The sequence below is a fragment of the Cellvibrio chitinivorans genome (assembly GCF_035117775.1).
GTDB lineage: Bacteria > Pseudomonadota > Gammaproteobacteria > Pseudomonadales > Cellvibrionaceae > Cellvibrio > Cellvibrio chitinivorans.
Window position 1 is genome coordinate 133,768 of the sequence record NZ_JAYKKN010000005.1, and the last position, 14,834, is coordinate 148,601.

Below are 14,834 nucleotides of genomic sequence, written 5' to 3' on the forward strand. Positions count from 1 at the left end.
CACTACGACTGATACAAGCCCTGCGCACGAATGTAATTCCATACGGCGTCGGGCACTAAAAATTGCGGTGATTCACCCGCACCAATTTGCGCGCGAATTTCGGTTGCCGATATCGGCAATAGCGCAGGCGATGTGATTACCACCGCACCCGCTGGCGCCGCAGCGATAACATCGGCATCAGCGCGATGACGACGCAGTAAATCCGCTACCGCACCCGACTCGGGTAATTGATAACCCGGACGTTCAACAACAACTATATGCGCAAGGCGAACCAGTTGTTTCCATTCATACCACTGGTCGAGCGAAGCAAAACTATCCATTCCCATACACAAACAAATACTGGTGTGTTCACCTAACTCGGCGCGCAACTCACACAAGGTGTCGAATGTGTAGGAAGGTTTATCGCGTTTTAATTCGCGGGTATCAATATTCAGATCAGCACAGTGTTGAAGCGCCAATTCCAGCATCTCTACTCGCTGCTCTGCACTTGCCCCCGGTGTCGCGCGATGGGGTGGCAAATAGCAGGGCAGCAAACGCATTTCATCTAGCTTGAGCTGCTGCTTTAACTCCACTGCCATGCGCAAATGGCCGATATGAATCGGATCAAAAGTACCACCGAAAATCCCTACACACTTGCGCATAAGCTCATCCCCTTTGCAAAAGGGGAGGCCGGGAGGGGATTAAGCACGTACGTGCCCATCGCCAAACACAACCCATTTTTGCGAGGTCAGCCCCTCAAGACCAACCGGACCGCGCGCGTGGATTTTGTCGGTAGAAATGCCAATTTCGGCACCCAAACCATACTCAAACCCATCGGCAAAACGGGTTGATGCATTGACCATTACCGAGGCGGAATCCACTTCGTTAATAAAGCGGCGCGCGCGGGTGTAGTCTTCGGTCACGATTGCATCGGTATGTTGCGAACTGTATTGGTTGATGTGTGCCATAGCTTCATCCAAACCAGAAACCACTTTGATCGACAAAATCGGCGCGAGATATTCAGTCGCCCAGTCTTCGTCAGTCGCTACATTGGCCTTGATGACATTGCGAGTTTTTTCATCGCCGCGCAGTTCCACGCCTTTCTCGGTGTAAGCAACGGCCAAGCGCGGCAGGATTTGGGCCGCAACGGTTTCGTGCACCAGCAGGGTTTCCATCGCATTACACACACCGTAGCGATGGGTTTTGGCGTTCATGGAAATAGTGAAGGCTTTGTCCAAGTCGGCTTTATCGTCGATGTACACATGGCAAATACCATCGAGGTGTTTGATCACCGGTACTTTGGCATCGTTGCTGATACGTTCGATCAGACTTTTGCCGCCGCGCGGAACAATCACATCCACAAATTGCGGCATGGTGATCAACTCACCTACTGCAGCGCGATCAGTAGTTTCGATCACTTGCACTACATCGGCAGGTAAACCGGCAGCTTTTAAACCGGCCTGCAAGCAATTGGCGATAGCACGGTTGGAGTGAATCGCTTCACTGCCGCCACGCAAAATCGCCGCGTTGCCCGACTTCAAACACAGACTCGCTGCATCGATAGTCACGTTAGGGCGCGATTCGTAAATAATCCCCACCACGCCCAGAGGCACACGCATTTTGCCCACTTGAATGCCGCTTGGGCGATAGCTCATATCGGTAATTGCACCGCAAGGGTCAGCCAAAGATGCCACCTGACGCAGACCTTCGATCATGCTGTCGATACCCGCTGGCTTTACCGTCAAGCGGTCGAGCATGGCCGAATCCAGACCATTTGCTTTACCCGCAGCCAAGTCTTTTTGGTTTTCAGCGACCAAGGTGATACGGGATTTATCCAGTTCATTAGCAATCGCCAACAACGCTTTATTTTTCAGCGCAGTGGGCGCGGCGGCAATAACACGGGAGGCAATACGCGCTTTGCGGCCTACTTCGGCCATGTACTCTTTGACGTTCAATTCAGACATGAAACAACCTGTGCGGACAATTCAGAAAAAATGGCCGCGATTATAACCCGAATTGTCGCCGATCTTCTCGGTTCTTTTGTTCGATTCAACTGGAAACTCTTTGGCTCAGTTTGAGAAAAGGCGCACAGGATTCGCCATCTGGATTTCAGTTTTCGTTCAGATAAAAAGGCTTAGTCTGAATTCAAGCCCGACAAACGGGACGCATCTTCAACCACACGAGAGCAGATCATGAAAAGCCTACTTTTAATCAGCACTTTGGCCAGCAGCCTGTTGCTGGCCAACACAGCTCTGGCTGATCGCGACCATCATCACTACAAAAAGCACAAAAACCACCGCTCCTATGAAGTGGTTGAATACACCGAATATGCGCGCGTGGTATCCAGCCGCCCGATTTATCGCACCGTCGCAGTAGAAGTTCCGGTTGACTCCTGCCATGTTGAAACTGTGGCCTATAGCGAGCGTCGCGGCGGCGACTCCTTTAAAGGAACAGTAGTTGGCGGCCTGATTGGCGCAGCGATAGGCAAAGAAATTGGCAACAGCGGAGGGGCAACTGCCGCTGGCGGATTGATTGGCGCCGCGATTGGCAATGACATAGGTAGCGACAGCCGCAGAGTGACTCGCTATGAAGATCGCGAAGTCTGTAGCACTCGCTACCGCACCGAGTACGAACGCCAGTTGGTTGGATACGACGTAACCTACCGCTACGATGACCGGATTTATCACACCGAAACCCGTCAGCACCCCGGAGCAAGAATTGTGCATGTAAGAGGTCGTCACTAGTCGCAAATGAGCAAAGGTCAAATTGACCTTTGCTCCAACACGGGCGATAGTGAAGACATACTATTCACCGGACCGCTATTTGTTGGTTATTTGAGCGATTTTGTTGGAATTTGCCATGTTGTACTTAAAACATTTGCACCTGCCCCGCTTGATAGCAGCTGCCCTGTTAATTGGGCAACTGGGGCTTGTTCATACCCATGCGCAACAGACCAATAAACCCTCCAACGACCTGTTTGGCAACAGTCTGAAATTGCCATCCAGCGAAGCAGATAAAAACCTGATCGATCCCGATACCGTAACCACTCCCGAGCCAGAAATTTCACCCGCTGAGGCAGCGGAAGTCGTGCGCAAAAAAGTCGGTGGGCAAGTTATGAGCGTCAACACTCAACACCGCGAAACAGGTGTCGTTTATGGCGTAAAAGTGCTGAATGATGGGCGCATGCGCGTCATTCATGTGGATGGCAACACTGGCCGCTTGCTCAAGCAATAACATGCAATCCCAATCAGTAAAAACAACTTATAAATCACACTACAAGTCACCGTTAAGTTCAGGAACAGCCCATGCGAATTTTGATCGTTGAAGATGAAAAGCCCCTGCGCGAGCAAATTCTTAGCCTTATGGCGACCGAAAAATATGCCTGCGATGCCGCCGCCGATGGCCGTGAAGGGTTATTCCTCGGCAGCGAATACGACTATGATCTGGCGATTATCGACTTGGGACTGCCGCTGCTGGATGGCACCCAACTAATTCGCGAGCTGCGCAGCAAAGAGCGCAACTTTCCGATTTTGATTCTGACCGCACGCGGCAACTGGCAGGATAAAGTCAGCGGCCTTGAAGCCGGTGCCGATGACTACCTCACCAAACCCTTTCACCCCGAGGAGTTACGCGCGCGTATCCACGCCCTACTGCGCCGCGCTAGTGGTCATGCCTCGCCCGTGTTGCGCTATGGTCCGATCACTATTGACACCAGCGCCAAGCGCGTCCACCGCGAAGAAACCGAAGTGGAACTGACCAGTTTTGAGTACAACACGCTTACTTATCTCGCACTGCATGCGGGCAAAAACATCTCCAAAAGCGAACTGACTGAACACTTGTATGCACAGGATTACGATCGCGATAGCAACGTGATCGAAGTATTTGTCGGCCGTTTGCGCAAAAAACTCGACCCGGACGGCGCCTTGAATCTGATCAGCACCCAACGCGGTCTGGGTTACAGGTTCAACCTTGACAAGCAGTAAGACGCTCAAACATTACCTTATCGATATTCGCAGCCGCCTGACTCGTACAGGCGCGCAGCTTGGCGCTCGCCTTGCACCCCTGAAATCCCGCCTTACCCGGCTTGGAAACCAACTCGGCACCTACTTTGTTCCTGTCAGCCGCCGCCTTGCCCCGATCACACAGCGATTAGAGACACTAGGCGACCGCTTCTCATCGATTGCTGCGCGACTGCTATTGGCATCCGCACTGTTGTTGCCGCTGTTTCTGGGCTTGACCGGCTACTTTCTCAATCGCGCTTTTGACAATAGCCTCGAAGTTGCCGAGCGCTCGCGCCTGCGCGGTCATATCAACCTACTGATGAGTGTGGCCGAACCTATCACCAAAAATTCGCGCATTCACAGTTTGCGCATGCCGGTCACATTGGGCGATTCCGACTTCGAACACCCCAACTCCGGCCTCTACAGCTACATTTTTGATAACAACGCCAAACTGGTATGGCGCTCCAATTCAGCGGCACTAAGCGAGCCACCGGTGTTCAAAAATATCGCCAAAAGCGATACCACCGGCAAAATGCTGTTTAGTACCAAGTATTTGAACAACGAGCTGCACTTTTTTGTGCGCTATACCGTCAAGTGGGAGGATGCGCGCGGCAACCCTACCCCTTTTCACTTTGTGGTGGCGCACCGCGCCGATGAATTCCTGGCTGAACTCAAAGCCTATCGCACCGAACTCTGGCGCTGGCTGGGTGCAGCTGGTTTCTTTTTGCTGATTGCGCAGACATTGATTTTGCGCTGGGGTTTACGCCCGCTGGGCAAATTGGCACATGCGCTCAAGGCAATGCAAAGCGGCGACACCAGTAATATCGAGGGTGAACACCCTCAGGAATTGCAGCGTATTGTGGATAACCTCAATCAAGTGCTGGCGCGCGAGCAGGCACTGCGCCAGCGCTATCGCAACAGCCTTGCCGATCTCGCCCACAGCTTGAAAACGCCACTTGCGGTGCTGCAAAGCAAGCTGGTCGAGGGCGCAGAATCCGACAGCGATTTACAGCACATCGCCAGCGAGCAGGTAGCGCGCATGAATCAGGTGGTGACCTACCAACTGCAACGCGCCGTATCCAGTCAGCAAAAAGGCACCTTCCGCCGCACCCAGATTGAACCCATCGCCCAGCGCTTATTTACCGCACTGCAAAAAGTTTATGCCCATAAGAAGATGGATCAGGAACTGGATTTAGCGCCTAACACAACAGTATCAGGCGATGAACAGGATGTGATGGAGCTACTGGGCAATCTGCTCGAAAACGCCTTCAAATACGGCCGCAAACAAGTGCGGATGCGCTCGTTTATCGACGAAACCCAATTGCGCATTGAGATTGAAGACGACGGCCCCGGTGTACCAGAAGATCAAACCGAGCGGATTCTGGAGCGCGGCCAACGGCTGGATACCAGCATCCCCGGCCAAGGTATCGGCCTTGCGGTAGCGGCGGAAATCATTCAAAGCTATGAAGGCACCATTAGCATCCATCGCTCAGAACTGGGCGGCGCGCGTTTTAGTATTTGTTTCCCTCGTATTTCTTCCGACGCTTAATCTTCTTACTTAATAACTCTTTGCAGACTTTCGCCCTCCCTTTGTAAGCAATGGCTTACAAGCTGCCATCCTAACCTCACAGCAAAAGCAGCAATTCCGCACAAATCGCACTGATTTAAGCGACTACAACCAAACCTCCCCAAGCCCGATACTGACACCATCAGCTCAACTGCCGCACACCAATAGCAGCAGAAGCGACAGGAACAATTCGTCAGGACGACACCCACAAGATGTGCCCATTCACCGGAGAAAAACCATGACATCCAGGACGTGCATTGCGGTCGATTCCACCTGCGACCTGCCGGCAAAATTTATCCAACAACACAATATTGAAGTGCTGCCCATCTACATCAACCACGCAAAGGGGCAGCAAATGGATTATCGCGATCCACAAACCATGCTGAACTTCTACAAAACCCACTCGCGTGAGATCTACGGCTTGGCGCAATCCGATCCGCTTTCGGTCAATGACATGACCAATATCCTCAAAGAGCGCCTGCTGCCAAAGTACGACCTGGTGCAAGTCGTCACCATCAACAGCAAAAAAAGTGATGTGTTTAAACGCGTTTCAGAAGCAGCGCTGGTGAATGAACCCAAATTCCGCGAGATTGAAAAAAACGAAGGCCGCGCGCCTTTCCGTATCCGCCTGTACGATTCCATGTCCATGTTTACCGGCCATGCACTGCTGGTGTACGAACTGGTAAAACGCATCAAGACCGAAAATATGCCGCTCAATAAATCGATCCGCGAAATCGACAATATGCGCGATCAGGTATATGGCTATCTGATTCCGAACGATTTGTCCTACATGCGCGAACGCCGCCATCTGCGCAAAGGCGACAACAATATTTCCTGGATCAACTTCAAGCTGGCGAGCGCACTCAACCTGCGCCCGATTGTGCAATTGCATCGCGGCACAACCAATAAAATCGATACCGGCCGCGGCTTTTTGGGCGCATTGGAAAAACTGTTTACTCACGTCAAAAAACAAGTCGAGCAAGGGCTAACCAGCGAAGTAGTGGCGATGAGCTACGGCGGACTCTTGGAAGAGATCAAAGATGAACCGATTCTGGTGGAGTTCCGCGAATTCTGTAAGAAGCACAATATCAAAACCATGCTCTCGATGATGAGCATGACTGGTGCGATTAACGTAGGGCCAAAATCCTTTGCCCTGTCATTTGCTACCGATAAAGATTTGGTTTGATTTTTAATTGTGGAACTTCCAAGGATGGACTCCGGTATTTCATCGGAGACCGTATGCAGCATGGATGCTGCATTCGAGCCCACAGGGAAGTGTTTACGGCGAGTCTCCGAGGGAATACCGGAGGCCAGCCCTCGAATGAACACCAAAAAAACAAAACTCCCGCCAGTTACCTGACGGGAGTTTTTGTTTTTAGCATCGCAATAATTAAAGTGATTCGAGGAATTTAATCAAATCGCTGCGCTGTGCTGCCGATGCGGCACGGTAGGCATTCTGACTAACGGATGCTTCTCCGCCGTGCCACAGAATCGCTTCATTAATGTTGCGTGCGCGACCATCGTGCAGCAGGCGGCTGTGGCCATTTACTGCTTCGGTTAAGCCCAAGCCCCAGAGCGCAGGAGTGCGCCATTCGCGGTTCAAACTAGCGCTGTTGGTCAAGTTATCCGCCAAGCCTGCGCCCATATCGTGCAGCAGCAAATCGGTGTAGGGCTTGATGGTTTGGCCGCGCAGTTCCGCCAATGGGTGGCCGTAGTCAGTGGTCATGCTCGGCGTATGGCAGCCGCCACAGCCAAGGTTAGTAAACACTTGCTCGCCGCGGGTGACATCGGCGTTATTGACCGTCTCTGGGCGACGCGCAGGTGCACCTAGTGCCTGCATATAAACCGCAACCAGATTAACGCGCGCATCACTCAACTCCACACCATTAGGGCCGGCATTGCGACAAGCCGTTTGGTTGGCTCCGCAGGCTGGGCCCTGCAGCATGGTGGTGCTCACGCCAATGTCTTCATGCAGAGCATCGGCAGTGAATTGCTCCAGTGTCGGGATAGTCGCCTTCCAGCCAAAGCGGCCAATGCGCTGCTCACCGGTTTTCAAATCCGTCACCTGGTTAGCGCGGCCAGAGATGCCATCGCCATTGCTGTCGTTAGGATCGTGACGTTGCAACAACGTCGCCTCAGGCACAGCTTCCAACAAGCCCAAGCCGACAATGGTTTGCGCCATACGGGGCGAGAAGAAATTCACTGCGCCGCCCGCCTGATCCAACACCTGTACCGAATAATTTGGCGATTGCAGTTGATAAGGCGTGCCATCGTTAAAGGTGCCATTGACGGTAGAGTAATTCACGTTAGTCATCGCTTCAGCAGGTACACCACCATTGCGCGATTGCGGCTGCAACACTTTACCGAAATAGGCATGGGGCAATGCATTACCAGTTGCACTGGTTTGACCGGAGCTGACTTTCACCGCCATTGAGTTCGGCAGCGCACCGTTCACTGGCGCCGCACCACGGCCATTGTTCACGTGACAGGCCACGCAAGAATTGTTGATCGTCAGACCAGTAGACATGTTCGCCAACTCCGGGAAGTTCGGGTTGCCCGACTCAAAGTGAGTGCCATCCACAAAGCTGGTGTGGAAAATCCGGCGGCCGTTCAAGAAGCCATTGTGGGTTTCCCAGCGGGTATTCAGCGCTTCGCGGAAGAAGGATGTCCACTGGTACTCATGGCGTTCAACCACAAACGCACTTGCCGCGCCCGGCGTGTATTCCAACACTTGGTCGGTGTAGGTTTGACCGTTTTCGGTGTAAGTCACAGTCGCGTTGTTGGCCGGGTTGTTTATCAAGTACGACGGCTTTTGGTAGCCCTTGGCGATGGCTTGTGGCGAGCGAATCGGCATATAGCCTTGGCCACTGGAATCCACCAACACACCGCTGGTGCTGATCACATTCTCTGGCGCAACACCTTTAAACGCGCGCACTGGCGGCGCAGTCGCTGCACCACCGGCAGACAGCTTGGCATTCAGGTCATCGTTATTAACGATATACAAACCAGGGCTGCCGAGCTTGATGCGGAAGGTATCGGTGTAATACACACGCTGGGCGCTTACACGCGGGTCCGTCTCGGTAAAGCCGAGCCATTGCTGGAACTCAAAATCGTAGAACTCCCCTACTCGCAACGTCGTTTGACCTTCGCGCTCACCTGGCACAAAGCGGGTGCCCACACAGCGCCAGCGCTCACCTTTACCGGTCGCCGGGTCAGCGGTGGCGATACGGGTAAAGCCGCCGTTGTCACCAAAGTAAGAGCGGTAAGGGTTGAACAGGCTCTTGCGGCAGCCGATATCGTTGAAGTTGGCGTACTCAGGCTCGTAGAAAATCTCAACGCGCGATTCGCCTTTGGGCGTGTGGTCATGCACTTCAAATTTGAAGGTGCGATGCTCGTGATAAAACGCCGGGAAGGTATAGAAAATACTTTCCGCTTCATGGCGTGAACGGGCGCGGCCGCTGCCGAAGGTAACAATGGTGCCGTCCGGCTCTATGCGCCAATTGCGCGATTCCGCTTGCGAAAACTGATTGGGAAACAAGGGGTTATAGGTCAGATTAGCAGGTGGATTGGGTGCGCTGGATGCGCTGGATGCACTCATCGCACTACTACTGGCGCGGCTGGACAGGCTACTGGACGAACTACCGACCGCAGAACCAAACACCCTCAACTCCCAAATCGAATAGCCCCATTGATTACCCGCACTGCGCTGGGTCGCATAAACCCGCACATGGCGATACACACCACTCACCGTCAAGGTATCGGTACGGTTGCCAAAAGTGCCGCCAGTACGGCTGGCGATGGTCGTCCAACTCGTCCCATTTGTGGATGCCTGCACCTCGTAATTAGCGGGATTGGCCGCCTCCCAATCGATTACTACCGATGACAGCTGATATGTCGCCCCCAGATCGACACTGATCCAGGAGGGGCTAACGCCGTGAGCCGATTCCCAACGCGTACCGCCATTGCCATCGACCGCATCCAGCGCTGGCGTGAGCGCGGTGCTGGCGGTGACGGATTTATTGAGCGCAAGGTTGGTTTGAGCCAAAAGCGAATGACTAACAAAAAACGTGCAGAGCAGGATTAGCATCCGGCTCAGGTTGATGATGTGCATAATTATCTCCACTAGGTTCCCTGTCGGTCGGCCTATCGCGCCGGGATCTTATTGTTATGAACTGCGCTGACCGAACACGGGAATGAGCTGATTGTATTGACTTGCCGTTATTAAAAGGTGTGTCGCATTGCTAACACAGCCGCAGCATCGGCCATCAACCGGAAGGGTTCTTCTCACTTTTGGAGAAACGCGCAAAGATGGGGCATCTCACTTGTGATCGTAAAAAGTGAGAGGGAATTGTGCCTATTAGGTCACACTGGATGCGTGAAAAAGACAACGGCCGATGCTATCGCTAGTATCGGCCGTTGTTTGAATCATCGCTCAGGATTGATCAGGCGTTATAGCCATTCGGGTTTTGCGACTGCCAGCGCCAGGCATCTTGCATCATGCGCTCAAGATCGTACTTGGCCGTCCAACCCAATTCGGCTTTTGCTTTCACCGGATCGGCATAACAGCTAGCGATGTCGCCGGCGCGGCGCGGTACGATTTTGTATGGCACAGCGCGGCCGCTGGCAGTTTCAAACGCCTTGACCATCTGCAATACCGAGTAACCGCAGCCAGTGCCGAGGTTGTATGGGCGGCAACCTGCGCCAACCTTATCCAAACCTTGCAGCGCCGCTACGTGGCCGTGAGCTAAGTCGACTACGTGGATGTAATCGCGCACGCCGGTACCATCAATGGTTTCGTAGTCATCGCCAAATACACTCAGCTCTTTCAGCTTGCCAATCGCCACTTGCGCCACATAAGGGAGCAAATTATTGGGGATTCCGGCTGGATCTTCGCCGATCAGGCCGCTTTCGTGCGCACCAACCGGATTAAAATAGCGCAGCAAAGAAATATTCCACTGGCTTCCCGGCGCCTTGGCGATGTCGGTCAGGATTTCCTCTACGATCAATTTGCTGCGGCCATAAGGATTGGTAGCCGAAGTCGCGAAGCTTTCATCGATAGGCACAGAAACAGGGTCGCCATAAACGGTGGCCGATGAGCTGAAAATCAGCTTCCACACACTGAACTCTTCCATCACCTCAGTGAGCGAGAGCGTGCCCGCCACGTTGTAGCGGTAGTATTTCATCGGGATTTGATTGGACTCACCCACCGCTTTCAAACCAGCGAAGTGCATTACCGCTTCAATCGAGTGCGCGTGGAACACCTCACGCAATGCGTCTTTGTCGTTGATATCCGCCTTAAAAAACACTGGCTCCACGCCGGTGATTTTGGCTACGCGCTTGAGCGATTCGGCGCTGCTGTTGCACAGGTTATCGACGACTATCGGCAAGTAGCCGCTGTTAATGAGTTCAACACAGACATGGCTGCCAATAAAACCGGCACCACCAGTAACAAGAATAGGAGAGCGAGACATGCGAGATTCCTTATAAAGAGATAAGCCATTGCCGTAGGCGCACTGAATTCAGGCGTCAGTATAACGGCTGACGAAGAATCTTTTATTAAATCATATAATTATTATTTTATTAAGCAATCAGAAGAAAAATGCAGATAACAAAAAGGCAAGCCGAAGCTTGCCTTTTTGTGAACAGTTTTAGTGAGCTAAAACTTATTCGATTGGCAGAGACAGAGATACAACGAACTTGCCATCATCTTCTAAACCTTCGATATCGCCATCATCAACAATTTGGCCAATCATGAAGCTCAACTTGTCATTGTATTTGTAAGTCAAATCCAAGTGAGCAACGTCATCTTCGTGCAAACCGTATTTGATGCCGAATTTTTCAAAGTTCAGTTCTGCAGTCACGTAGTTGTAATCGTCGTAACCAACACCAATTTCTTCTGCGTTAGCAACGTTATCGTAATAGGTCACTTTGAATGGACCAACACCTGCACTTGCGTAAACTTCAGCGAAGTCGCCTGGGCCTACATCCATTTCAGCGTAGTTGTAACTGATATAACCAGCGCCCAAAGATACTGGACCCAAATCGATAGCGTAACCCGCATACAGGTCGTACTCAGTACCCCAAGTAGCATCACCAGAAGAGGTCCATGCACCTACAGTAAAACCTGCAACACTGTAGTTCACATCAGCAGAAAGTGCTGGGTCGCCATTACCCAAATCATAACCACGCCAGTAGTACATGTTGGCAACGCCAACCGATGCAGACACTTCTGCGTAAGCAGCTGGAACAGAGAAACCAGCCATAGCAGACAGAGCAACAGCACCGGCGATTAATTTTTGTTTCATCTTCATGAGTTCTTCCTCTTAATGGTCTTCACTAGTTAGTTTTGTTGCAGCTATTGATCGATCACATTAGCTTGATCTGGATATTGCAGTTACCAAGCCAGTTTTGTTTTTTACTTTAAAATCAAACTGTTACAAATTGAATACAAGATTGCATACTCAAAATGAAACTGGCGACAGCACAAGCATGGTGCACAAAATCCAATCTCGCCACAGACCATTGCACTAAAAAGACGCATCAACTCACATCTAAACAATCAACCAAAAAATTACTTGAAACGAATCACGTATTCTTTAATTTTTTGCAGCTCCTGTTGCACGCTAGTGCCATCTTCATAGGCTGGCGGCTCAATCATTTTGCGCAACAACCACGCATTAAATGAGGCGACAGCTGCACGTATCGACCAAGGCAAATACAGCAGTAGCGCAAGCAACACTGTCATCACTCCAAACAAGGTTTGCGACGACAATTGTTCATCCGCCAACAGCTTGCCCAACACAATCGCCAACACCGGTGTCATCAAGGTGATAAGCGATACCGCGCTGGCCGACATACGCTGCAAGATAAAGAAAAACAACGCAGCGCCTACCAGAGAACCCATAATCGCGAGATAAAGAATTGCCCCTGCCGATTTAGGCGATACCTCCCGCGGAATCACACCATCGGTTAACCACCAGATCACCAATAGCGCAGGCAGAGAAAAAATCAGCGCGCCAGTCGCCTGCTGAAATGCATTGATCGACACAGCCTGTTGCTGGGTTAATTTTTTCACCCACACACTGCTTAAACTGAATAGCATGCAAGACAATAAAATGGCGCCTATGCCATAAAATGCACGCAGATCAAATTGCAACTGATGATAAAAAATAACAACCAGTCCGATCAGTGCTAACACCAACGCCAACACACGTTTTACCGTGAACGGATTTTGTTTAAGCAGCAACAAAGTCAACAACCCTGTCGCAAAAGGCGAGAGCGCAAAAATCACCGCCACCAATCCCGATGGAATAAATTGCGCCCCCCAATACACCACAGGCATATTTGGGAAAATACCAATCGATGCTGCAAAAAAAATGCGCGCATGCTGCCAATAGGTTGCGAGGGATTTTTTCAATAGGCCATGCAGCAGCAGCGCAACGGCTAATGCAATCGCCATGCGCGCCACTACGGCAAACATAAATGTGAGACTATCGCTACTCCATTGAATAGCGAGCGGAGTTGTTGCCCATATGAGCACAACAGAAAAATACGCAAATAACACGGCCACGGCATAGCTCCTTATTGCTCCTTGAGCAACCAACGAGAGAATGACCGCAGCAAAATTTCGGCGCGCTGCCAATAAAAACTCAGCGCATCAAAAGTAAAAAACTGAAACCCGAAAAACAAAAAAGGCCGCAGTTTTTATGCTGCGGCCTTTGTTTAGAAAAATTAATACTAATCAACAAATTCCGCCAAGCAGCACGCACAGACCACAAACCAAATCATTGGTCGTAGTGCTCGTGCGTGCTGCTTGGCGGTATAAATTGAGTACATAATTAATTGATCTAAGGTTATACGATTTTGGAAAAGTGAAGCGAGCGTAATTCACTTTTGAAAAGGCGACAAGTTATTTTTGAATTTTTTATCGATTCAATTCATTTATCGATTCGCCTATACTCAAAACACGATTTTCTAATGACAAATTCTTATGAAAACCTATCTGGTCGGCGGCGCTGTCCGCGATAAATTATTAGGCAGAACCGTTACCGAACAAGATTGGGTTGTGGTTGGCAGCAGCCCGGAAGAAATGCACAAACGCGGCTTTACTCCCGTCGGCAAAGACTTCCCAGTTTTTCTTCACCCTGACACCAAAGAGGAATACGCCCTCGCCCGCACTGAGCGCAAAACCGGACAAGGTTATGGCGGCTTCAGTTTTTATTGCGGAGAGGATGTCACCCTCGAAGACGATCTTATCCGCCGCGACCTCACTATCAACGCCATGGCCGAAGATGAAAACGGCAATATCATCGACCCTTACAGCGGTCAGGCAGACCTTGATGACCGCCTGTTGCGCCATGTGTCGCCCGCGTTTGCGGAAGATCCTGTGCGCATTTTACGTATCGCCCGTTTCGCCGCGCGCTACCACACTTATGGTTTCACCGTCGCCGATGAAACCATCGCACTCATGCGCACTATGGTCGCCAATGGCGAAGTAGATCACTTGGTTGCAGAACGCATATGGAAAGAAACTGAGCGAGCACTGGGAGAACCAAACCCAGAAGTTTTTATTGAAGTGCTGCTCGATTGCGATGCACTTGCACGCTTGTTTCCTGAAATTGATGCGCTTTTTGGGGTGCCGCAAACGGCAACTCATCATCCTGAAATCGACACAGGTGTTCACACCATGATGAGTTTGCAGCAAGCAGCAAACTTATCGCTCAGCACCTGTGTACGTTTTGCCACACTGCTGCACGACTTGGGCAAGGCACAAACGCCACCAGAAGAGTGGCCACGCCACATCGCCCATGAAGAGCGCAGTTTGCCGCTCGTCAAGCAATTGTGTGAGCGCATAGCAGCCCCCAAAGACTACAAAGAATTGGCTTTGATGGTTGCACAGTGGCATACCCACTGCCATCGCGCATTGGAATTAAAACCGGCGACTGTTTTAAAAGTATTGCAATCAAACGATGCTTTTCGTCGCCCTGAACGCTTTGAGCAGTTTTTGCTTTGCTGCGAAGCGGATGCACGCGGACGCACAGGTTTTGAAACACGCGACTACCCGCAAGCGGATTATTTTCGCCGCGCATTAGCCGCTGCACAAAAAATCGATATGGCAGCGATTCAAGCACAGGGATTCACCGGCAAAGCATTTGGCGATGAGGTTAATCGCCAGCGCCTACAAAATCTGCTTCAATTAACAAAATCAGTTCAATTAAAAACTAATGACGCATAATTAATACGCGCCTGGATACGCACCTAGCTGAAATAGCAATATAACTCATATA

At 51.2% G+C, this 14,834-nt stretch carries 12 protein-coding genes; 6 read left to right on the forward strand and 6 right to left on the reverse strand.

Annotated elements, in window-relative coordinates; translation table 11 throughout:
* Nucleotides 1–2 precede the first annotated feature (2 nt).
* The gene (gene nadD / locus SPL68_RS14405; RefSeq protein ID WP_323815873.1) at nt 3–641 is read right to left on the reverse strand and encodes a nicotinate-nucleotide adenylyltransferase; all 639 of its coding nucleotides are present in this window, start codon (nt 639–641) and stop codon (nt 3–5) included.
* Between the two features lie 39 nt (nt 642–680).
* Nucleotides 681–1,934: a glutamate-5-semialdehyde dehydrogenase gene (locus SPL68_RS14410; RefSeq protein WP_323816051.1), complete on the reverse strand. Its 1,254-nt coding sequence runs from the start codon at nt 1,932–1,934 to the stop codon at nt 681–683.
* Between the two features lie 237 nt (nt 1,935–2,171).
* Between SPL68_RS14410 and SPL68_RS14415 the strand changes: the two genes are divergently transcribed.
* The 5 genes from SPL68_RS14415 to SPL68_RS14435 all read left to right on the forward strand — a co-directional run bounded on the left by SPL68_RS14415 (nt 2,172) and on the right by SPL68_RS14435 (nt 6,733).
* Nucleotides 2,172–2,723, forward strand: coding sequence for a glycine zipper 2TM domain-containing protein (locus tag SPL68_RS14415; protein ID WP_323815874.1), 552 nt, complete (start codon nt 2,172–2,174; stop codon nt 2,721–2,723).
* Nucleotides 2,724–2,838: 115 nt separating this feature from the next.
* A complete protein-coding gene (locus SPL68_RS14420) occupies nt 2,839–3,213 on the forward strand; it encodes a PepSY domain-containing protein (protein WP_323815875.1) in 375 nt (124 codons plus the stop codon).
* Between the two features lie 71 nt (nt 3,214–3,284).
* Nucleotides 3,285–3,962, forward strand: coding sequence for a response regulator transcription factor (locus SPL68_RS14425; protein ID WP_323815876.1), 678 nt, complete (start codon nt 3,285–3,287; stop codon nt 3,960–3,962).
* Nucleotides 3,949–5,529 carry an ATP-binding protein gene (locus SPL68_RS14430; protein ID WP_323815877.1) on the forward strand — a complete coding sequence of 527 codons (1,581 nt, stop codon included), beginning with the start codon at nt 3,949–3,951 and terminating at the stop codon, nt 5,527–5,529. The genes SPL68_RS14425 and SPL68_RS14430 overlap by 14 nt, the downstream gene beginning before the upstream one ends.
* Nucleotides 5,530–5,785: 256 nt before the next feature.
* On the forward strand, nt 5,786–6,733 hold the full coding sequence (locus tag SPL68_RS14435; RefSeq protein WP_323815878.1) for a DegV family protein: 948 nt from the start codon (nt 5,786–5,788) through the stop codon (nt 6,731–6,733).
* Nucleotides 6,734–6,937: 204 nt separating this feature from the next.
* Here the strand turns inward: SPL68_RS14435 and SPL68_RS14440 are convergent, their stop codons facing one another.
* The 4 genes from SPL68_RS14440 to SPL68_RS14455 all read right to left on the reverse strand — a co-directional run bounded on the left by SPL68_RS14440 (nt 6,938) and on the right by SPL68_RS14455 (nt 13,117).
* On the reverse strand, nt 6,938–9,658 hold the full coding sequence (locus SPL68_RS14440; protein ID WP_323815879.1) for a di-heme oxidoredictase family protein: 2,721 nt from the start codon (nt 9,656–9,658) through the stop codon (nt 6,938–6,940).
* Between the two features lie 331 nt (nt 9,659–9,989).
* Nucleotides 9,990–11,018, reverse strand: coding sequence for a UDP-glucose 4-epimerase GalE (galE, locus tag SPL68_RS14445; protein WP_323815880.1), 1,029 nt, complete (start codon nt 11,016–11,018; stop codon nt 9,990–9,992).
* Nucleotides 11,019–11,210: 192 nt separating this feature from the next.
* Nucleotides 11,211–11,858: a TorF family putative porin gene (locus SPL68_RS14450; RefSeq protein ID WP_323815881.1), complete on the reverse strand. Its 648-nt coding sequence runs from the start codon at nt 11,856–11,858 to the stop codon at nt 11,211–11,213.
* 260 nt (nt 11,859–12,118) lie between these two features.
* Nucleotides 12,119–13,117, reverse strand: coding sequence for a DMT family transporter (locus SPL68_RS14455; protein WP_323815882.1), 999 nt, complete (start codon nt 13,115–13,117; stop codon nt 12,119–12,121).
* Nucleotides 13,118–13,537: 420 nt separating this feature from the next.
* On the opposite strand from SPL68_RS14455, the gene SPL68_RS14460 reads away from it, so the two are divergent.
* Entirely contained in the window at nt 13,538–14,782 is a 1,245-nt protein-coding gene (locus SPL68_RS14460; protein WP_323815883.1) for a multifunctional CCA addition/repair protein, read from the forward strand.
* Nucleotides 14,783–14,834: the final 52 nt, after the last annotated feature.